20 protein-coding genes, 1 pseudogene and 1 riboswitch are annotated in these 18493 nt (G+C 73.8%); of the genes and pseudogenes, 13 read left to right on the top strand and 8 right to left on the bottom strand.

What is annotated here, in order from left to right:
* The first annotated feature begins 96 nt into the window (after window positions 1-96).
* From FHS37_RS12975 to FHS37_RS12955, 5 genes are all read left to right on the top strand, one after another.
* Window positions 97-1077 carry a helix-turn-helix transcriptional regulator gene (locus FHS37_RS12975; protein WP_184820456.1) on the top strand — a complete coding sequence of 327 codons (981 nt, stop codon included), beginning with the start codon at window positions 97-99 and terminating at the stop codon, window positions 1075-1077.
* Between the two features lie 160 nt (window positions 1078-1237).
* Window positions 1238-2695: an MFS transporter gene (locus tag FHS37_RS12970; RefSeq protein WP_184820454.1), complete on the top strand. Its 1458-nt coding sequence runs from the start codon at window positions 1238-1240 to the stop codon at window positions 2693-2695.
* A 29-nt stretch (window positions 2696-2724) separates the two neighbouring features.
* Complete coding sequence (locus tag FHS37_RS12965; protein WP_184820452.1) at window positions 2725-3753, top strand: 3-oxoacyl-[acyl-carrier-protein] synthase III C-terminal domain-containing protein; 1029 nt, start codon at window positions 2725-2727, stop codon at window positions 3751-3753.
* 44 nt (window positions 3754-3797) lie between these two features.
* Window positions 3798-4097, top strand: coding sequence for an acyl carrier protein (locus FHS37_RS12960; protein WP_184820450.1), 300 nt, complete (start codon window positions 3798-3800; stop codon window positions 4095-4097).
* Window positions 4094-5608: an AMP-binding protein gene (locus FHS37_RS12955; RefSeq protein ID WP_184820448.1), complete on the top strand. Its 1515-nt coding sequence runs from the start codon at window positions 4094-4096 to the stop codon at window positions 5606-5608. Before FHS37_RS12960 ends, FHS37_RS12955 begins: the two co-directional genes overlap by 4 nt.
* A gap of 65 nt (window positions 5609-5673) precedes the next feature.
* On the opposite strand, the gene FHS37_RS12950 is transcribed toward FHS37_RS12955, so the two are convergent.
* Together FHS37_RS12950 and FHS37_RS12945 are read right to left on the bottom strand one after the other, a co-directional pair.
* A complete protein-coding gene (locus tag FHS37_RS12950) occupies window positions 5674-6630 on the bottom strand; it encodes an HAAS signaling domain-containing protein (protein WP_184820446.1) in 957 nt (318 codons plus the stop codon).
* Window positions 6627-6965, bottom strand: a complete 339-nt coding sequence (locus tag FHS37_RS12945) for a PadR family transcriptional regulator (protein WP_184820444.1) — start codon at window positions 6963-6965, stop codon at window positions 6627-6629. Before FHS37_RS12945 ends, FHS37_RS12950 begins: the two co-directional genes overlap by 4 nt.
* A gap of 374 nt (window positions 6966-7339) precedes the next feature.
* On the opposite strand from FHS37_RS12945, the gene FHS37_RS12940 reads away from it, so the two are divergent.
* Genes FHS37_RS12940 through FHS37_RS12930 form a run of 3 tightly spaced genes read left to right on the top strand, consistent with a single transcriptional unit; the run spans window position 7340 to window position 9375 of the window.
* Complete coding sequence (locus FHS37_RS12940; protein WP_184820442.1) at window positions 7340-8539, top strand: hypothetical protein; 1200 nt, start codon at window positions 7340-7342, stop codon at window positions 8537-8539.
* 12 nt (window positions 8540-8551) lie between these two features.
* Window positions 8552-9145: a hemerythrin domain-containing protein gene (locus tag FHS37_RS12935; RefSeq protein WP_184820440.1), complete on the top strand. Its 594-nt coding sequence runs from the start codon at window positions 8552-8554 to the stop codon at window positions 9143-9145.
* 47 nt (window positions 9146-9192) lie between these two features.
* A complete protein-coding gene (locus tag FHS37_RS12930) occupies window positions 9193-9375 on the top strand; it encodes a hypothetical protein (RefSeq protein ID WP_184820438.1) in 183 nt (60 codons plus the stop codon).
* Between the two features lie 43 nt (window positions 9376-9418).
* On the opposite strand, the gene FHS37_RS12925 is transcribed toward FHS37_RS12930, so the two are convergent.
* The 5 genes from FHS37_RS12925 to FHS37_RS12905 are packed head-to-tail and all read right to left on the bottom strand — an operon-like array spanning window position 9419 to window position 14549.
* Entirely contained in the window at window positions 9419-10114 is a 696-nt protein-coding gene (locus tag FHS37_RS12925) for an ABC transporter ATP-binding protein (RefSeq protein ID WP_184820436.1), read from the bottom strand.
* Window positions 10107-11093, bottom strand: a complete 987-nt coding sequence (locus tag FHS37_RS12920; protein ID WP_184820428.1) for an ABC transporter ATP-binding protein — start codon at window positions 11091-11093, stop codon at window positions 10107-10109. The genes FHS37_RS12925 and FHS37_RS12920 overlap by 8 nt, the downstream gene beginning before the upstream one ends.
* Window positions 11090-11968, bottom strand: a complete 879-nt coding sequence (locus FHS37_RS12915) for an ABC transporter permease (RefSeq protein WP_184820426.1) — start codon at window positions 11966-11968, stop codon at window positions 11090-11092. The genes FHS37_RS12920 and FHS37_RS12915 overlap by 4 nt, the downstream gene beginning before the upstream one ends.
* Window positions 11969-11973: 5 nt before the next feature.
* Window positions 11974-12942: an ABC transporter permease gene (locus FHS37_RS12910; RefSeq protein ID WP_184821117.1), complete on the bottom strand. Its 969-nt coding sequence runs from the start codon at window positions 12940-12942 to the stop codon at window positions 11974-11976.
* Between the two features lie 20 nt (window positions 12943-12962).
* Window positions 12963-14549, bottom strand: a complete 1587-nt coding sequence (locus tag FHS37_RS12905) for an ABC transporter substrate-binding protein (protein ID WP_184820424.1) — start codon at window positions 14547-14549, stop codon at window positions 12963-12965.
* Window positions 14550-14750: 201 nt separating this feature from the next.
* Window positions 14751-14933: riboswitch (cobalamin riboswitch) on the top strand.
* A 30-nt stretch (window positions 14934-14963) separates the two neighbouring features.
* Here FHS37_RS12905 and FHS37_RS12900 point away from each other — a divergent pair.
* From FHS37_RS12900 to FHS37_RS12885, 4 genes are read left to right on the top strand one after another with little or no spacing between them, the layout of a single operon-like run.
* The gene (locus FHS37_RS12900; protein WP_184820422.1) at window positions 14964-15674 is read left to right on the top strand and encodes an energy-coupling factor ABC transporter permease; all 711 of its coding nucleotides are present in this window, start codon (window positions 14964-14966) and stop codon (window positions 15672-15674) included.
* Window positions 15671-16120 (top strand): energy-coupling factor ABC transporter substrate-binding protein, encoded by a 450-nt coding sequence (locus FHS37_RS12895; protein WP_184820420.1) that lies wholly within the window; start codon window positions 15671-15673, stop codon window positions 16118-16120. The genes FHS37_RS12900 and FHS37_RS12895 overlap by 4 nt, the downstream gene beginning before the upstream one ends.
* 6 nt (window positions 16121-16126) lie before the next feature.
* A complete protein-coding gene (gene cbiQ, locus FHS37_RS12890; protein ID WP_184820418.1) occupies window positions 16127-16876 on the top strand; it encodes a cobalt ECF transporter T component CbiQ in 750 nt (249 codons plus the stop codon).
* On the top strand, window positions 16873-17709 hold the full coding sequence (locus FHS37_RS12885) for an energy-coupling factor ABC transporter ATP-binding protein (protein WP_184820416.1): 837 nt from the start codon (window positions 16873-16875) through the stop codon (window positions 17707-17709). The genes cbiQ and FHS37_RS12885 overlap by 4 nt, the downstream gene beginning before the upstream one ends.
* Before the next feature lie 87 nt (window positions 17710-17796).
* Here FHS37_RS12885 and FHS37_RS12880 read toward each other — a convergent pair.
* Window positions 17797-18184: pseudogene (locus tag FHS37_RS12880) on the bottom strand (MFS transporter); the annotation flags it as partial.
* A 38-nt stretch (window positions 18185-18222) separates the two neighbouring features.
* Between FHS37_RS12880 and FHS37_RS12875 the strand changes: the two are divergent.
* On the top strand, window positions 18223-18390 hold the full coding sequence (locus FHS37_RS12875) for a hypothetical protein (RefSeq protein ID WP_184820408.1): 168 nt from the start codon (window positions 18223-18225) through the stop codon (window positions 18388-18390).
* Window positions 18391-18493 lie beyond the last annotated feature (103 nt).

The following is an 18493-nucleotide window of genomic DNA, read 5'->3' as shown; positions in this document are numbered from 1 at the left end:
GGCGCCGAAGATGCTCCCTCACGTGTACGAACGACATGTGAAGACGACCGACGGCCCGAGGAGTGACAGGTGACGGGGACACGGGAGTGTGACTCCATGCTGCAGAGGTTAGGGCTCGACCGGCTCACCCACTCGGTGTACAGGCAGCTCATCACGGGACGGCACCGGGGGGTGGACGAACTCGCCGACCACCTGGGCGTCTTCGCCGACGAGGTGCACCTGGCCCTGGAACGGCTGAGGAAACTGGACCTGCTGCGGCCGTCCGGCGACCCCCTCGGCGAGCTGGTGGACCCCCGCCTCGCCCTCAAGGCCCTGTTGCTGCGGCAGATGTCCGGGATCGAGGACCGCCTGCGGGAGTTCGAGGCGGACCGGACCGCCGTCATGACCCTCATCGACCGGTACACCGAGTCCCGGCCCGGCGGCTGGGCGCCCGGCTTCGAGTGCGTCGTCGGGCGCGCCGCCGTCACCGACCGGCTGTGTGAACTGTCCCGCGTGGCGGAGACCGAGTGGCTGGCCTTCCTGCCGGACGGCGCGCCCTCGGTGAGCTGGCTGGAACCCCTGCAGGAGCTGCAGTGCAAGGTGCTGGACCGCGGCGTGGCGAACCGCGCGGTCACCACGGACAGCATCCGCGGCGACACCCGCCTCGCCCTGCGCGCCGTCTGGGAGGGCGAACCGGGCAGCGGGGTGCGCACCGTACCGTCGCTGCCCGTGCACCTGCTCCTCGTCGACCGCTCGCTGGCGCTGCTGCCCACCGATCCGCACGACCCGTGGCACCGCGTCGTGCAGATCACCGCACCGGGGGCCGTGGAGGCGCTGAACTCCCTGTTCGAGCGGGTCTGGGAGGCGGCCGTGCCGCTCGGGTCCTCCGGGCCGGGCCTCGACGAGCACGGGCTCAGCTCCCGCGAGAAGGAGCTGCTGCGGCTGCTGGCGCGCGGTCTGAACGACGAGGCGATCCGCCGGCGTCTCGGCGTCTCGCTGCGCACCGTGCGCAGGATCGTCGCCGACCTGTGCGCACGGCTGGGAGCGGCCAGCAGGTTCGAGGCGGGCTACCAGGCGGCCAAGCGCGGCTGGATCTGACCGTTGCCGGAGGGGGCGGCACCGGCGGCAACATTTCCTCCCCCGGAGTTGCCGGTGCGCTGCCTGGCCGGGCCGGTGGCGCGTCGACCAGCATGCTGACCGGGATCCGCGGCACCGGCCCGGACCAGCGAGCGCACGAGCGGACGGGGGACGGACGACGATGGTGCGGTCACGTCCCGAGGGAACCGGACAGACCACCGAAGAGGCGGGACGGACCGCCGAGGGCGCCGGGAAGGCCGGGAGGCCGCCGTCGCTGTGGCGCGACCGCGACTACGTCGTCTGGTGGTCCGGCGAGGGCCTGTCGTCGCTCGGCAACAGCGTCTCGACGCTCGCCTTCCCCCTGCTCATGCTCCACGCGACCGGCTCGGCGGCCCAGGCGGGCACCATCACGATGCTGCACATGCTGGGCCGGCTCGGCACCCTGGTGCTGGGCGGCGCGCTGTCGGACCGGGTGTCGCGGCGGGCGCTGCTGAGCCTGGCCGCGCTGGTCGAGGCGCTGTCGATGGGGGCCGTCGCCTGGCTGGTGTACCGGGGTGACCCGCCGGTCCTCGGGCTCGACGCGCTGGCGCTGGTCAGCGGACTCGCGGCCGGGCTGCGGTCCGGCGTCACCTCGCCGGTGCTGCGCCGGATCGTGCCCAAGGAGCGGATCGCCGACGCCACGGCACAGGGCATGGGCCGCGACATGCTCGCCCAGCTCCTCGGCGCCCCGCTGGGCGGCCTGCTGTACTCGGTGGCGCGCTGGGTGCCGTTCCTGTTCGACGCCGTCTCCTTCCTGTTCATCACCCTCGGCTCGCTGCTCATCCGCCGGCCGCTCGGCCCGGACCGGCGGGGCGACGGGGAGGGCCGGCCCGGTCTGGTCGCGGACGTCAAGGACGGCCTGCGCGTGATCCGACGCAGCGACTACCTGGTCTTCACGCTCTTCTGGGGCGCCGTGCTGAACGCGGTGGCGCAGGGCTTCATGCTGCTCTTCGTGGTCATCGTGCAGCACCGGGGCGGCGGGCCGACCACGATCGGCGCGGTGACCTCCCTGGCGGTCGCCGGCGGGGTGATCGGCGCCGTGGCGGGTCCGTGGCTGATGCGGCGGATCGGCGCCCGCCGGGTGCTGCTGCTGTCCGCCTGGCTGTTCGCGGCCTCCTTCGCCGCGACCGCGGTCGTGCCCCGGCCCTGGCAGATCGGCCTGGTGATGATGATCGGCATGACCAGCATGGTCCCGATGAACGTCGTCACCGAGTCCTACGAGGTCCGGCTGGTCCCGGACGCGTACCTGGGCCGGGTCACCGCCACGGGCCAGTTCGGCTTCCAGGCCGTGCAGTGGACCGGACCGCTGGTGGCGGGCGTGCTCGCCGACGCGCTGGGCGTGGAGTCGGCCGTGCTGGTCCTGGCCGCCGCGATGGCCGTCCTGGCGCTCGTCCTGCACCTGGCCCGGCGCCGCCTCGCCGTCCTGGACGTCCCGCTGGAGGAGGTCCGGGAGCTCCCGGCCCCCGCCGCCGCGCACGAGGCGGCCGCCGAGGAGGGCGGTGCCGGAGACGTCACCGGGAGGAGCGCCGGCCAGGACGCCGAGCGGGGCCCCGGACAGGACGCCGTTCTCACCGAACCGTCGAAGGGCCGGGCGGGCTGACCCCCGGCCGGGAGTGGAAGGGAGCGCACATGGGCACGCCAACGGAGCCGGGCATCGTCGCCACGGGCATGGCCTTCGGCGAGCGGCACGACGTGCCGGCGACGGCGGCCGACTACGTGCCCGACCCCGAGACGGTCACGGCCCTCGGCTACGACGCCTACCACCGCGCCGCCCCCGGTGTCACCGCCACCGACCTGGCCGCCCGGGCGGCGCGGGAGGCCCTGGAGAACGCCGACGTCACCGTCGCGGACCTCGACCTGATCGTCGTCGGCAACTCCGACGTGCCGGACTACCTGGGCTGGGACCCCTCGGCGGCCGTGGCGCGGTCCCTGGGCGCGCACGGCACGCCCACCGTGCTGTTCACGCAGGCGTGCGCGGCGTGGTCGCCCGCCCTGGACCACGCCGCCGGCGCGATGGCCCTCTCCCCCGGCGTCGACACCGTGCTGGTGGTGCTGGTGAACGTGGTGAGCGAGGCGCACAGCAACCGCATGGACTTCAACGGCTGCGTCGCCAGCGACGGGGCCGTCGCGGCCGTCGTCCGCCGCGGTCATCCGCGGCTGCGCCGGCTGTCCTCGGCGCAGTTCACCAACCCCGAGTACGCGGACCTGTTCCGCATCGAGTACGGCGGGGCGGCCGTGCCGCTGCCGCCGCCGGGCCGCGGGCTCAGGGACGTCAGCCCGATGGCCTCCGTCTACCGGCACTTCGGCCGGGACCCGGAGCGCTTCCAGGCGTTCATGAAGGAGATCACCGGACGGCTCGCGGACGTCGTCGACGAGGCCCTGGCCCGCGCGGGCCGGGACCGGTCCGAACTGACCCGGCTGATCCATCTCAACGACAACCAGCAGACGTTCCGCGCGGTGGCCGACGCCGTCGGCCTCCCCCTCGCGCGCACCAACGCCGAACTGGCCCGCTCCCTGGGCCACATGGGCGCCGCCGACCAACTGGTCTGCCTGTGGCGGCACATCGAGGCCGGCGAACTGGCCCTCGGGGACCTGGTGGCCCTCACCGGCGTCGCGTCCCCGGGAATGCACTGGTTCTGCACGATCGTCGAAGTGTGAGGCGGCGCCCAGCACGTCAGCACCCGTGAAAGGACGTACCGAACATGGCCGCCGATCCCCCCGCCGTGCCGGTGATGCCCCCCGCCCCCTCCGAGGCGGACATCGCCGGCTTCGTCGTCGAGCGCTTCCTGCCCGGTCTCGACGCCGCCGACCTGGACCCGGAGTACGACCTGCTCGCCACCGCGGTGATCGACAGCCTCGGGATCCTGCACCTCGCGGCCTGGCTGTCGGACGAGCACGGCGTCGACCTGCCGGACGAGGAACTCACCGGGCGCAACTTCCGTACCGTGCGCGCCATCCGGGCCACGGCCGGGCGCGCGGTGGCCCGGGAGGAGCGCGCATGACCCGCCGCCCCCTGCCCCTCGCCGCGGCGTTCGCCGCCCGGGCCGGCGAACGGCCGTCCGATCCCGCGCTCGTCTGGGAGGGCCGCACGACCGGGTACGGCGAGCTGTACGCCATGGCCTGCCGGGCCCGCCAGCAGGTGGAGGCCGCCGCCGCCCCGTACCCCGGCCGTCCGGTGGGCCTGCGGGTGCGGAAGTCGCCGGAGGCGGTGGCGCTCGTCCTGGGCTGTCTGATGGCGGGCCGCGGCTTCCTGCTGCCCTCCCACGAACTGCCCGACCTGCCGCTCAAGGAGCTGTACGAGCAGGCCGGGTGCGCGGTCGTCCTCGGCCTGGCCGGCGACCCGCTGGTGGACGTCGTGGTGGACCCGTCCGCCCCCGCCGCGTGCGGCGGCACCGGGCAGCCGCGCCCGCCCGCGGAGGTGGCCGAGGACGCCACCGGTTTCCTGCTCACCACGTCCGGTTCGACGGGCCTGCCGAAGATCGTGCCCCTGTCCCAGGGGGCGGTGGCCCGGTTCACCGCGTGGGCGGCGGACGCCTTCGCCCTCGCGCCGGGTTCCACGGTCCTCAACTACGCGCCGCTCAACTTCGACCTGTGCCTGCTGGACGTGTGGAGCACCCTCGCGCACGGCGGCACGGTGGTGCTGGCCGACCCGGAGCGGGGCACCTCGGCGCGCTACCTGCACGGCCTGGTCGCCGACCACCGCGTCACGCTGGTCCAGGGCGTCCCCCTGCTGTTCGAACTGCTCTCCCGGGCCGCGGCCGAGTCGGGCCCGCTGACCACCCCGGAGCACCTGGTCTTCGCGGGCGAGGCGATGCCGGCCCGGGTGCTGGCGGGCCTGCCCCCGGCGTTCCCGCACGCCCGCTGGTTCAACAACTACGGCTGCACCGAGACGAACAACAGCTTCCTGTACGAGGTGGACCGCACCCGGCCGGTCACCGCGCCGCTGCCGATCGGCAGCCCGCTGCCCGGCGTGCACTGGCTGGTCACCGGGGACGACGGGCGCGCCCTGACCGGCCCCGGCCAGGGAGAACTGCTGGTCAGCACCCCCTTCCAGACGACGGGTTACGCCAACGTGCCGAACGGCGGGAAGTTCGCCCCGCACCCCGACGGCACGCCCGGGGTGGTGTACTACCGCAGCGGTGACGTCGTCCTGCGGCACGAGGACGGCTCGCTGAGCGTACTCGGGCGGACCGACCACATGGTCAAGGTGCGCGGCACCCAGGTCAGTACGCAGCACGTCGAGAGCATCCTGCTGGAGCACCCGGCGGTCGCCGAGGCGGCCGTCGTCGCGCTCCCCGATCCGGTCGCCGGCCACCGCCTGCACGCGCGCGTGCGGCTGACCGAACCCGGTTCCGCGGGCGTCCTGGCACTGCGTCAGCACTGTGCGGAGCGGACGGTGCGGGCGGCCGTGCCGAGCGTGTTCGAGACGGTGTCGCAGCCGCTGCCGAGGACGTCGACGGGGAAGGTCGACCGCAACCGGATCAGGGAGTCGCTGAGCACGGCGCGGCCGTGACGGACACCCGGAGGGGGCTGCCCGGCCGTGGACCGGGCAGCCCCCTCCGTGTCGCTCCCCGCGGATCAGCCGCGCGCCGTGCGGAAGGCCTTGACCACCGAGCTGACCCCCATGGCGAGCACGATGACCGCCGCCCCGGCGTACACGGACTCCTGGGACTCCCACAGGGTCTTGGCGTCGGCGAGGAAGTCGGGGTTGAACAGCTCCTGCCGGTACAGCACCCAGGCCAGCGGCAGTGTGAACACCGCGTGGGCGAGGGCGTACCAGCCGGCCAGCCGGACGGTCCAGCCCCGCCCGGCCACCCGTGCGACCCCGACGGCCGCGAGACCGGCGAGGCCGGCCAGAACCGGCCAGATCCACCCCGACCACAGGTCCGGGTTCAGCACCTCCAGGTACGCGCCCTCGCCGGCGGCTGCGCCGTCCGCCCAGTACGGCTCGGCGGTGTGCTGCCAGACGATCAGCGCGAACAGCAGGACGTCCCACGCCACGGCGGCCAGCGCCGTGACGCCGCCCCGGTCGGGCCGCTGGACGTCGGGCAGTTCGTCCGGCGTCCAGCGGTCGGTCCCCGTGGTGCCGCGGTGGTGCCGGACCCGCTCGGTCACGGCGAACACCAGCGTGATCGCGGCGACCAGCTGGGCGCCGACGCCGATCACCGTGCCGGCACCGACCCGCAGGGCCGCGCCGAGACCGCCGCCGTCGGCCACCTCCAGCAGCACGAAGCCGAGGGTGAGGGCCGGCAGCACGGTGGCCACCAGGGTGCCCAGCACCCGTATGTAGGCGGGATACAGGTCCGGGCCGATCAGGGCCAGCGGCCGGTCGGTGTACCGGGCCGCGTACCGCACCGGGTCCCCCAGCTCACCGAGCACCTCGCGCTCGGCCGCCTGCCGGTCGTCGGCACCGCGGCCCTCGATGGTGTCGGCGATGGTGGCGCGGAGCTCCCGGGCGATGTCGTCACGCTGGTCCGGCGGGAGCCGCCGGACGACCTCGTGGACGTAGCGCTCTGTGAGCACCCCCGTACTCATTCGTCCTCCTTGGTGAGTCGTGAGATCGAGGCGACAAGGTCCTGCCACTCGCGCACCAGGCCCGTCCGGACCCGGGATCCGTCGGGGCTGACACGGTAGAACTTGCGCGGCCGGGACTCTTCGGTGTTCCACTCGCTCGTCAGCAACCCCTGTTTCTCCAGGCGTCGCAGCAGTGGGTAGAGCGTGTTTCCGTCGACGGTGACCCCCGCGTCGTTGAGCGTCTCCAGGAGCGCATAGCCGTACTGCGGTTTCCGGAGCAGCGCCAGACAGGCGAGCACCACCGTCCCGCGGCGCAGTTCCTGCGCCTGGCTCAGGGTCAGTTCTTCTACGGACACAACCCACACGGTACTGTGCGGCACACACTATTGTCACCCCCCGATCAATGTGCGGGACCTTCATCGCAGACCGGGACGGTAGGCGGCACGGGGAACCGCCGGGCGAACACGGAAGGGCGCCGACGCCACCCCGCCGTGACCAGTGCCCGGGCCGGTGCGCGGTCGACGGTGCGCCGGATCGGGGCGGCCGCCGGGACGTGAGGTTCCGGGAGGGCGCCTCGCCGGGTTCGCACGGGTAACCCGTACGCGCGCCTGCGGTGGCGGGGCGTTCGGGAAGGCCGAAGCATGAAGCCGGTGCCCCTGCGCGCTCCGGGACATGGACGACGGCCACTGGGGTACTCCGCCCGCTCGGACTTTCGACGAGGAGAGTGCCCGTGACGTTCAACCCCCTTGAACAGCGGGGCATCCCGCTGGACCGCCAGTTGCGGAACTGGCGGGAGCTCGACGTGTCCCCGATCGACCCGGACCGCTGCGACCCGTACACCCGGTGCCGGATCATCACGATGAACGGGATCGAGGTGGAGGCGATCCTGTTCAGCCACCAGCTCGCCCGGCACACGGTCGACCCGGAGGTCAAGCGGCAGCTCGCGCAGGTGCGCTACATCGAGGCGCAGCAGCAGAAGGTGGTGAACTGGCTGCTCCCGGGCGTCTCCTCGGTGCTGGAGACGACGATCGCCTACGAGCAGGTGGCGGTGGACCTGACGGCGTGGGTGGCCCGGATGGAGCCGGACCCGTACCTGAAGCAGGCGTACCAGTTCGGTGTGCTGGAGGACTTCGACCACCTGTACCGGTACGCGAACCTGTACGAGATGATCGAGCACCGCAAGGCGGAGTCGATCGTCGACAACCTGACCGAGGTCATGCCCGGCCGGCCCACCAGGTACCACCACCGCGACCCGGTCGACAACGTCCGCGACCCGTACGCCAAGGACGAGACGAACCCGCTCTCCAAGCTGCACGCGCTGACGATCATGTCGGCGGAGCAGCAGACCATGAACTTCTACATGAACACCGGCCCCACCTACATGGAGCCGATCGCCCGCCAGCTCTACCAGGAGATCGGGCTGATCGAGGAGGAGCACGTCACCCACTACGAGTCCCTGGTGGACCCGGGTGAGACGTGGTGGGAGCAGCTGGTCAACCACGAGTACAACGAGTGCTACCTGTACCACTCCTTCATGGAGCAGGAGAGCGACCCCAAGGTCAGGGCGGTCTGGGAGCTGCACCTGAACATGGAGCTGGAGCACCTGCACGCCGCCTGCGACCTGATGCGCCGCCACGACGGCCGCGACCCCGCCTCCGTGCTCGCGCCCGAGCTGCCCAACGTGCTGACCTTCGAGCCGAACAAGCAGTACATCCGCGAGCTGCTGGACACCCAGATGGACCTGACCACGCTCGGCACCGGTTACGTGCGGGAGGCGCACGAGCGGTTCGAGAAGATGCAGGAGCGGATCCACGGCGGGGAGGCACCGCCGAGCGACCGGGTCATGACCGAGCACGACGAGATGTTCGGCCGCGAGTACCGCGTCCAGACCGAGGGCGAGCACCCCGACCCCGCGCAGCGCGAGAAGTAGGGAGGGGCCGAGATGTCCGAGCTGCACACCCCGCACGCCGGGGACGACCGGGCCGAGGACGACGACGTCGTCGCCCTGCTGATGCGCCAGCACGGCGACATCCGCAACCTCTTCGACGAGGTCGAGGCGACCACGGGCGAGGAACGCCGGGACGCCTTCCGCCGCCTGGTGCGGCTGCTGGCCGTGCACGAGACCGCCGAGGAGGAGGTCGTCCACCCCTTCGCCCGCCGCCGTCTGCCCGGCGGCGAGCAGGTCGTCGAGGACCGGCTCGCCGAGGAGAGGGCGGCCAAGGAGACACTGGCCGCCCTGGACGAGATGGACACCGACGACCCGGAGTTCATGCCGCGGCTGCGGGCGCTGCGCACGGACGTGCAGGAGCACGCCCGCGCGGAGGAGCGCTACGAGTTCACCCACATCCGCCGCAGCACCGACGTCACCGGTCTCGCCACGATGGCCAAGGCCGTCAAGGCCGCCGAGGCCATGGCACCCACCCGGCCGCACCCGGGTGTCGAGTCCGGGGCGAAGAACGTGGCGCTCGGACCGGTCGCCGCGCTCATGGACCGCACCAAGGACGCGGTGCGCAGGGCCATGGGCGGCGACGGCTGACCGACGGTGCCGAGGCCGGCCGGGCGCACCAGACGAGGAGAACGACGATGAGTGAGCAGACCCCTTCCCAGGCGGAGGGCGAACGCGAGGAGGACGACGCGGCGGCCGGGGCCGCGCGCGGCCCCGGCCGTGACGCGCCCCGGACGACGCCTTCCCAGGCGGAGGGCGAGCGCGAGGAGGACGAGGAGGAGGGCGAGGCGAACCGGGAGGAGCGGGGACGCGAGGAGTGACGCACCGGCCGTGTGCGCGGCGGACGGTGCGCACGGGTGCCGGTCACCGGACCGGCGTGAGCGGCCTCGCCCCTTCCTTCCCGGTGGGCACCACCGTGTCCCAGTGGACCGTCCGGTCGCACCAGCGGTCCAGCAGGATCTGGTCGTGGCCCACGGCCAGCAGGCCCGCGCCCGTCGCCGCGCGGTAGTCCTCGACGACCGCGACCAGTGCGGCCGTGGTCGACGCGTCGAGCATCGCGGTCATCTCGTCGCAGATCAGCCAGCGGGGGCGCAGCACCAGCGCGCGGGCCAGACAGGCGCGTTGGAGCTGGCCGTCGCTGACCTCGTGGGGGCGGCGGGTGAGCAGGTCGCCGGTCAGGCCGACGGTGTCGGCGAGTCCGGGGACCCGGGCGGGGATCTCCTCGCGCCGGCCGGTGGCGCGCAGGGGCTCGGCGATCAGGTCGGCCAGGCGCAGCCGGGGGTCCGCGGAGAGCCGGGGCTGCTGGAAGACGACGCCGAATGCGGTGCGCAGCCCGCGCGGGGCGCGGTGGCGCCAGCGGCGTACGGGCGTGCCGTCGAGGAGGAGGGTGCCGGCGTCGGGGCGGTGCAGCAGGGCGGCGACGCGGGCGAGGGTGGACTTGCCGCAGCCGCTGGGGCCGAGCAGTCCGACGGCCTCACCGGGGGCGACGGTGAGGGAGGCGTCCCGGACGACGGGGGCGCGCCGGTCGTACCCGGCGGTGATGGCGCGCAGTTCAAGCACGGATGTCCTCCGTCACGAGGTCCCGGACGGCCGGGACCGGGTGGTGGCAGGCGACCGATCCGGTCAGGGCCGGGAGGGTCGCACAGGTGTCGGTGGCCCGCCCGCAGCGGGCGGCGAAGGCGCAGCCGTCGGGGAGGGCGCCGAGTTCGGGCGGCATGCCGGGGATGGGGGTGAAGGCGCGGTCGGGAAGGGCGTCGAGGAGACCGCGGCTGTAGGGGTGGCGGGGGCCGGGGGCGCCGAAGAAGGTGCCGGCGTCGGCGAGTTCGACGATGCGGCCCGCGTACATGACGGCGATCCGGTCGGCGATGCGTTCGGCGGCGGCCAGGTCGTGGGTGATCATCAGCAGCGCCCGGCCGCCGTCGGCGTCGACGTGGCGGCGCAGTTCGTCGACGGTGCGGTCCACCAGGTCGCGGTCCAGGCCGGTGGTGGGTTCGTCGGCGAGCAGCAGGGGTGCCTCGCCGACCAGGGCGAGGGCGGTGGCGGCGCGCTGGGCGAGGCCGCCGGACAGTTCGTGCGGGTGGCGGTCGAGGTGGTCCGCAGGGAAGGCGGCGCGCTCGGCGGCCCGCTCGGCGGCGGCGCGCAGGGCCGCGCGGCCCCGGACGCCGGTGAGCTGGGCGACCGTCTCCTCCAGCTGGGAGCGGATGGTGCGGACGGGGGTGAGGTGGGCGGCCGGGCTCTGCGGGACGAGGCCGATGCGACGGCCGCGCACGGTGCGGGCGAGGGTGCGTTCGTCGGCCGTGAGCAGGTCGAGGTCTCCGAGGTGGGCGTGGCCCGCGGTCCGGGCGTTGGCCGGGAGCAGGCCGAGCAGGGCGGAGGCGAGGACGGACTTGCCGCAGCCGCTCTCCCCGATCAGGGCGAGGCACTCGCCGGGCGCCACGTCGAAGTGCGCGTCGGTGACGGCGGCGACCCGGCGGCCGCCGGGCAGCAGGAAGCGCACGGACAGTCCGCGGACCGACAGCACGGCGGGTCGCTCGGTCACAGCATCAGCTCCGATCGGCGGCGGGGGTTGATCCGCTCCCGCCAGACACCGGCGAGGCCGGCGATGGCGAGCGTGGGGATGATCAGGAAGAGGCCGGGGAAGAGGGTCGGCCACCACTGTCCGGCGAGCAGGGAGCCGCGGGCGCCCTGGATGAGGGTGCCGAGACTGGCGGTGTGGGTGGGCAGGCCGAGGCCCAGGAAGGACAGGGCCGACTCGTGCCACATGGCGTGCGGGACCATCAGGACGGCGGCGAGGCCGGCCTGGGGCAGCACGCCGGGGAGGAGGTGCCGCACCGCCACCCGCCACCGGGACGCGCCGCCGGAGACGGCCGCGTCGATGTAGGGGCGGGAACGCAGCGAGAGGACCTCGGCGCGGACGATGCGGGCGGTGGACAGCCAGTGGGTGAGGGCGACGGAGACCACCACCGGCCAGACGCCCGGCCGGAACATGGCGACGATGAAGATGCCGAGCAGCAGGTGCGGGACGGAGGACAGGGTGTCGACCAGGCGCATGACCGCGCGGTCGGCCCAGCCGCCGAGCGCCCCGGCGGCGGCGCCGACGGCGGTGCCGATCACGGTGGCGGTGAGTGCGGCCACCACGCCCACCAGCAACGAGACCCTGAGCCCGTAGACGCAGCGCAGCAGCAGGTCGCGGCCCACGTCGTCGGTGCCGAAGGGGTGGGACCAGCTGGGCGGCCGGAGCTTGGCCGCGAGGTCGACGGCCTGCTGGTCGAGCTGGACCAGGGGCGGTACCAGCAGGACCGCGAGGACCGTCACGGCGACCAGGGCGGCGGAGACGCGCAGGCGGACGGTGTGGGTGGAGCGGCGGGCGGTGCCGTGCGAGCGCCACGCCTTCACGGCGGTGGTGTCAGCCATGGGGGTCACATCTCATTCAGCTTCACCCTCGGGTCGATCAGTCCGTAGAGCAGGTCGGCGAGCAGGTTCCCGGCGAGGACGGCGGCGGTGGCGAGGGTGGTGAGCGCGGCCAGCAGCGGGAAGTCGACGGCGGTGGCCGCCTCCACGGTGGCCGCCGCGATGCCGGGCCAGCTGAAGACGCTCTCCACCAGCAGGGCGCCGGTGATGAGTTCGGGGACGCGGGAGCCGATCAGGGTGAGGACCGGCAGCAGTCCGGAGCGCAGGGCGTGGCCGAGCAGGACGGTGCGTTCGCTCAGGCCGCGGGCCCTGGCCCCGCGCACGGGGTCCTCGGCGAGCGCGTCGCCGACGCCCTGGCGGACGTAGAGCGTGAACCAGGGCAGCTGGGAGACGGCGAGGACGCCGGCGGGCAGCACGAGGTGGCTCAGGAGCTGTCCGGCGGTGACGTGTTCGCTGCCGGTGTCGGTGAGGCCGCCGGCCGGGAGGACGTCCAGTTCCAGGGCGAAGAGCCAGACGGCGAGCAGGGCGATCCAGAAGACCGGGGCCGCCTCCAGCGCGTAGGCGAGGGAGGTGACGGCGCGGTCGACCGGTGAGCCGGGGCGGCGGGCCGCGAGCACGCCGAGCACGGTGCCGAGCAGGACGGCGACGGCGAACGCGACGGCGCACAGCAGCGCCGACCACACCAGCCGCTCCCCGATCACCTCGGCCACGGGCTGCCGCATGACGCTGGACTGGCCGAGGTCGCCGGAGACGGCGGAGGTCAGCCAGTCCCACCAGCGTTCGGTGAAGGGCCGGTCCACGCCGAGGTTCTCCCGCAGCCGGTCCAGGGTCTCCTGGTCGGCGCCGAGCGCGGCGGTGCCCGCGTACGCCTTGACGGGGTCGAAGGGGGAGGCGGCGGCGAGGGCGAACGCGCCGAAGGTGACGACGAGGAGCACGGGCACGGCGAGCAGGGCCCGCCGTGCCGCGAGACGCGCCATCGCTCCCCAGGGCGGGGTGGTCATTTCTTCGGCTGCCAGTCCTCGACGTTCCACCAGGGTCCGCTGGCGAAGCCGTGCTCGTGCGGCTCGGTCTGCGTGGTCAGCCCGTCCCAGCGGTCGGCGAGGACGTACATGTGGTCGATGTGGGTGAGGAAGGTGTAGCCGGGGTCCTTCACCAGCTCGCGCTGGAGGTCGTCGTAGGCGGCCTTGCGGTCCTCGGGGTCCTGGCTGCGGCGGCCGGTGGCGAGGGCCTCGTCGACGGCCGGGTTGTCGTACCGGGCCATGTTGTTGAAGCCGTCCCCGGCGAGGGAGGAGTGCAGCAGGGTGTAGAGGCCGAAGTCGGGGTCGCCGGTGCTGCCGAAGCCCGCGAGGACGGCGTCGTGCTTCATCCGGGGTTCGATGACCTCCCAGGTGGCGCTCTCGACCTTCACCTCGATGCCGGCCTTCTTGGCGTCGGAGGCGTAGGCGAGGGCGTGGTCCTGGCGGACCTTGTCGCCGGAGGGGTAGTAGAGGGTGAACGAGGCGCGGCGGCCGTCCCTGGCGCGGACGCCGCCCTCGCCGGGCTTCCAGCCGGCCTCGTCGAGGACGCGCTTCGCCTCGTCGAGGTCCTGGTCGCGTTCGGTGCCCTTCGCGAACCAGGGGTCGTCCAGGGGCAGCGGGCCGTAGGCGGGGCGGCCGGCGCCGTCGAGGATCTTGTCGACCATGGCCTTCCGGTCCACGGCGAGGTCCAGGGCCCGGCGGATCGCGGTGTCGCCGGTGACCGGGTTGCCGGTGGGGAGGGTGACCGCGCGGAAGTCGTACGACGTCGCCCGGTACGTCTTCTTGTCGTCGTCGCCCTCGAAGGTGGCGGCGAGGTTGGGCGGGAGGGTCGCGCCGTCGAGGTCGCCGGAGCGCAGCCGGGTGGCGCGGACGTCGTCGTCGGCGATGATCGCCATGGTGAGCTTTTTCACCTTCGGCGCGCCGCCCCAGTAGTCCGGATTGGCCTTGAAGGTGAGCTTTTCGCCCTTGCTCCAGCCGGCGAGGACGTACGGTCCGGTGCCGACCGGCTTCGTGTTGAAGGAGCCGGTGTTGGGGTCCTGCCCTCCGGCGATGTGCTCGGGGACGATGGGCAGCACCGTGCGGGCGGCGAAGGCCGCGTAGGGGTAGTCGAGGGTGAAGACGACCTTGTCGTCGCCCTCCGCCTTGACCTCCTTGATCGCGTCCAGTTCACTCTTGGCGGTGTTGTTGGTCTCGTCGTCCAGGACCGTGCGGTACGTGAACACCACGTCGTCGGCGGTCAGCGGCTCGCCGTCGCTGAACTTCACGCCCTCGCGCAGGGTGTAGGTGTAGGTGCGGCCGCCGTCGGTGACCTCCGGGAGGGCCTTCGCCAGCGCGGGCTCGAGGCTCAGGTCGGCGTTCCGGGCGAGGAGTCCGTCGAAGATCTTGGAGTTGCCGTCCTTGCCGTAGCCGAGCAGGGGGCTGAGGGTGTCCGGTTCGGTGGAGACCCCGATCACGACGGACTCGACGGCCGCGCCGCCGTCCGCCCCGCCGCCCGGCGCCGAGCAGGCGGCGACCGCACCGGCCATCGCCACCGCGGCGGCGGCACCCCGTATTCGTCGGGTCGTCATCGAACCTCACATCCCTGTTGCCCGGATATCGCTGTTGCATATTAAGTGCAGCAAGGTTCTGCCCACGACAGCAGCCCCTCACTCCCCGCCCCGGCGGGCGGCACGGTCCGTGCCGAATGCGCAGGTGTGCGCCGGGGTGCGATCCGCCGGGCGCCTTCCGCGCTCCCCCCGTGACCGCTTGTCACCGGACCGGTACGGGCACTACTGTCACCACGCCTTGGTGACGGGAAATCGGTGCGATACCGGTGCGGCCCTCGCCACTGTGATCGGGAAGTCCGGCTCCGGCCCTCACGGGCAGCCACTGGGTCCCCCGGGACCCGGGAAGGCGGAGCACGGGCGGTGGTACCCGTCAGCCAGGAGACCGGCCAAGGCGCGTCAACCATCCACGAGGTGCTGGAGAGGGTCTGCTGAGCCATGCACATAGCCGAGGGTTTTCTGCCTCCGGCGCACGCGGTCGCCTGGGGCGTCGCGTCGGCGCCGTTCGTCGTCCACGGAGCCCGGTCGCTCATCCGTGAAGTCAGGGAACACCCCGAGAGCACCCTGCTGCTCGGCGCCTCGGGAGCGTTCACGTTCGTCCTGTCCGCGCTGAAACTGCCGTCGGTGACGGGGAGTTGCTCCCACCCCACCGGCACGGGACTCGGCGCGATCCTGTTCCGGCCGCCGGTCATGGCGGTGCTGGGCACCATCACCCTGCTGTTCCAGGCGCTGCTGCTCGCCCACGGCGGGCTGACCACGCTCGGCGCCAACGTCTTCTCGATGGCGGTCGTCGGCCCGTGGGCCGGGTACGGCGTCTACCGGCTGCTGCGCCGGTACGACGTGCCGCTGATGGTCGCCGTGTTCTTCGGCGCGTTCGTCGCCGACCTGTCGACGTACTGCGTGACGAGCGTGCAGCTGGCGCTCGCCTTCCCCGACCCGGGCAGCGGGTTCCCGGGCGCGCTCGGCAAGTTCGGCTCCATCTTCGCCGTCACGCAGATCCCGCTCGCGGTGAGCGAGGGCCTGCTGACCGTGCTGGTGATGCGCATGCTCGTGCAGTCCAGCAGGGGTGAACTGACGCGGCTCGGGGTGCTGGTCACCTCGGTGGCCGGGCAAAAGCCGGCGGAGTCGGCCGAGGCGGTGGCCCGGTGAGCCGCAACACGAAGATCAACGGCCTGCTGCTGCTCGTCGTGGCCGCGCTGGCGGTGCTGCCGCTGGTGCTCGGGCTCGGCGACCACAAGGAGGAGCCCTTCGCGGGCGCGGACGCCGAGGCGGAGACCGCGATCACCGAGATCGCCCCGGACTACGAACCGTGGTTCTCGCCGCTGTACGAACCGCCGTCCGGCGAGGTCGAGTCGGCGTTGTTCGCCCTCCAGGCGGCGATCGGCGCGGGCGTCCTCGCGTACTACTTCGGGCTGCGGCGCGGAAGGCGGCAGGGCGCGGAACGGGCGGCGGCGACCGCCGGTGCCGGCTCCGGTGCCGAGTCCGGCCCCGCTCCCGGATCCCGTCCCGGCTCCGGCGGCGCGGCCGGGCCGGCGGCGGACACCGGGGCCGGTGCGGCCGACGGCGGCGGGGCCGCGTCCCGGTCGCGGGACTGATCCTCCGTGCTGCCGATCGACGCGGCGGCGCACGGCAGTCGCTGGCGCCGCCGTCATCCCGTGGACAAGGCCGTGCTGGGGCTCGGTCTCACCGTGCTCGCGATCTCGTTGCCGCCCTGGCCGGGCGCGGCCCTGGTGCTCGTGACCGCGCTCGCGGTGCTGCTCGGCCCGGCGGGGGTGCCGGGGCGGCGGTTGTGGCGGGCGTACCGGGTGCCGCTGGGCTTCTGTGTCACCGGGGCGCTCACGCTGCTGGTCCAGGTGGGCGGGCCGGGCGGGTTCGTGTCCCCGGCCGAGGACGGGCCGCTGCGCGCCGGGGAGCTGCTGCTGCGCACGTCGGCGGCTTCCCTCGGGGTGCTGCTGTTCGCGTTCACCACCCCGATGTCGGACCTGCTGCCGCGTCTGGTGCGCGCCGGGGTGCCCGCGCCGCTCGTGGACGTGGCGCTGGTGACGTACCGGATGAGCTTCCTGCTGCTCGACTCGGTGCGGCGGGTCCGGGAGGCACAGGCGGCCCGGCTCGGGCACACCACCCGGGCGGCGACCTGGCGGTCCCTCGGCGGGCTCGGGGCGACCGCGTTCGTCCGCTCCTTCGACCGGGCGGCGCGGCTGCAGACCGGTCTCGCGGGACGCGGGTACGACGGCACCCTGCGCGTGCTGGTGCCCGAGGCCCGCGTCTCCGTCCGGTTCACGGCCCTGAGCGTGGCGCTCCTGGCGGCGCTGGCCGCCCTCACCCTCGTACTGGAAAGGCCCCTGTCGTGAGCGAGTCCGTGCTGGTGGCCCTGCGGGGCGCGTCCTTCGCGTACGAGGACGGCCCGCCCGTGCTCACCGATCTCGACTTCGAGGTGCGCGAGGGGCGCGCGCTCGCCCTGCTGGGGCGCAACGGCAGCGGCAAGACGACGCTGATGCGCCTGCTCAGCGGCGGACTGCGGCCGGACGGCGGTGAGCTGACCGTCGAAGGGCGGGCGGTGCGGTACGACCGGAAAGGGCTGACGGCCCTGCGCACCACCGTGCAGCTGGTGGTGCAGGACCCCGACGACCAGTTGTTCGCCGCGTCCGTCGGGCAGGACGTGTCGTTCGGGCCGCTGAACCTCGGGCTGTCCGACACGGAGGTGCGCGCCCGGGTGGCGGAGGCGCTGGCCGCGCTGGACATCACCGCGCTCGCCGACCGGCCCACGCATCTGCTGTCCTACGGGCAGCGCAAGCGGACGGCGATCGCGGGCGCCGTCGCCATGCGGCCCCGCGTCCTGATCCTGGACGAGCCGACGGCCGGCCTCGACCCCGACGGCCAGGAACGCCTGCTCACCACCCTCGACGGGCTGCGCGCGAACGGCACGACGGTCGTCATGGCCACCCACGACGTGGACCTGGCCCTGCGCTGGGCCGACGACGCGGCCCTCCTCACCCCGTCGGGCGCGCACACCGGGCCCGCGGCCGACGTGCTGGCCCGCACGGACCTCCTCGCGGCGGCGGGGCTGCGGCTGCCCTGGGGCGTGGCGGCGGCCCGGCTGCTGCGCACGGTCGGGCTGCTGGCGGACACCGGGGTCGGCCCCCGCACGGCGGAGGAGCTGGTCGCCGCCCTGACGGACGGATGAGCGCGCCGGTACGGGAGCGCGGTGTGCCCGAGGGCCGTCTGCCGTGCGGGCGGCGTCGTGCTCCGTCCGCACGGGGTTCCTGCGGGATCAGCGGGCGGTGACGTTCTCCGCGGCTTCTGTCCGCGGGGCCGCCCGGTCGTCGGGCCTGGGGGGTGCGGTGTCCTCCGGACCGCGCAGGGCGACGTGGAGGAGCAGTGCGGCCGTGACGGCGGCGCCGATCCACATGGCCTGCTGCCAGCCGTCGACGAAGGACTGCCGTGCGGCGTGGAGCAGGTCCGGGGGCGTGGCTGCCGGTGGTGGGTGCGACCTCGACGGCGTCGGCGATGCCTTCGCGGGCGGTGTCCGCGGCCCCGTCGGGGATGCCCTCGAGCCTGCCGTCGATGGCGCTGCGGTAGCCGTTCGCCAGGAGCGCGCCGAGCACGGCGACACCGAGAGCGGTGCCGAGCTCGCGGGTGACGTCGTTGCAGGACGAAGACGAGACCGGTCACGGCGGGGGTGGAGAACAGCGCACCGATGGTGTCGAAGGGACCGGTGGGGCGTTCGCGGGAGTCGGGCACCGGCTTCGGGGGCATCGCCGGCGCGGCGGCGGCCAGGACCACGGGCAGCACGAACAGCCTTCTGCGCCGCGGGGATCTCGCCGTACGCACCGAGCGCACCGCCTGGGCCGCCCGCCGCGCCTGACCCCCGGCGCAGCCCACGGTCGCCCGCCGAGCAGCCCGGCACCCGATCGCTCGCCCCATGCGCGGCCACCGCTCGCACAGCGCCGGGGCGGCGGGATTCGGGG

The organism is Streptomyces griseomycini, from assembly GCF_014203535.1.
Lineage (GTDB): Bacteria > Actinomycetota > Actinomycetes > Streptomycetales > Streptomycetaceae > Streptomyces > Streptomyces griseomycini.
The sequence above is the reverse complement of the archived record's forward strand: the minus strand, read 5'-3'. Positions and strand labels throughout refer to the sequence as shown.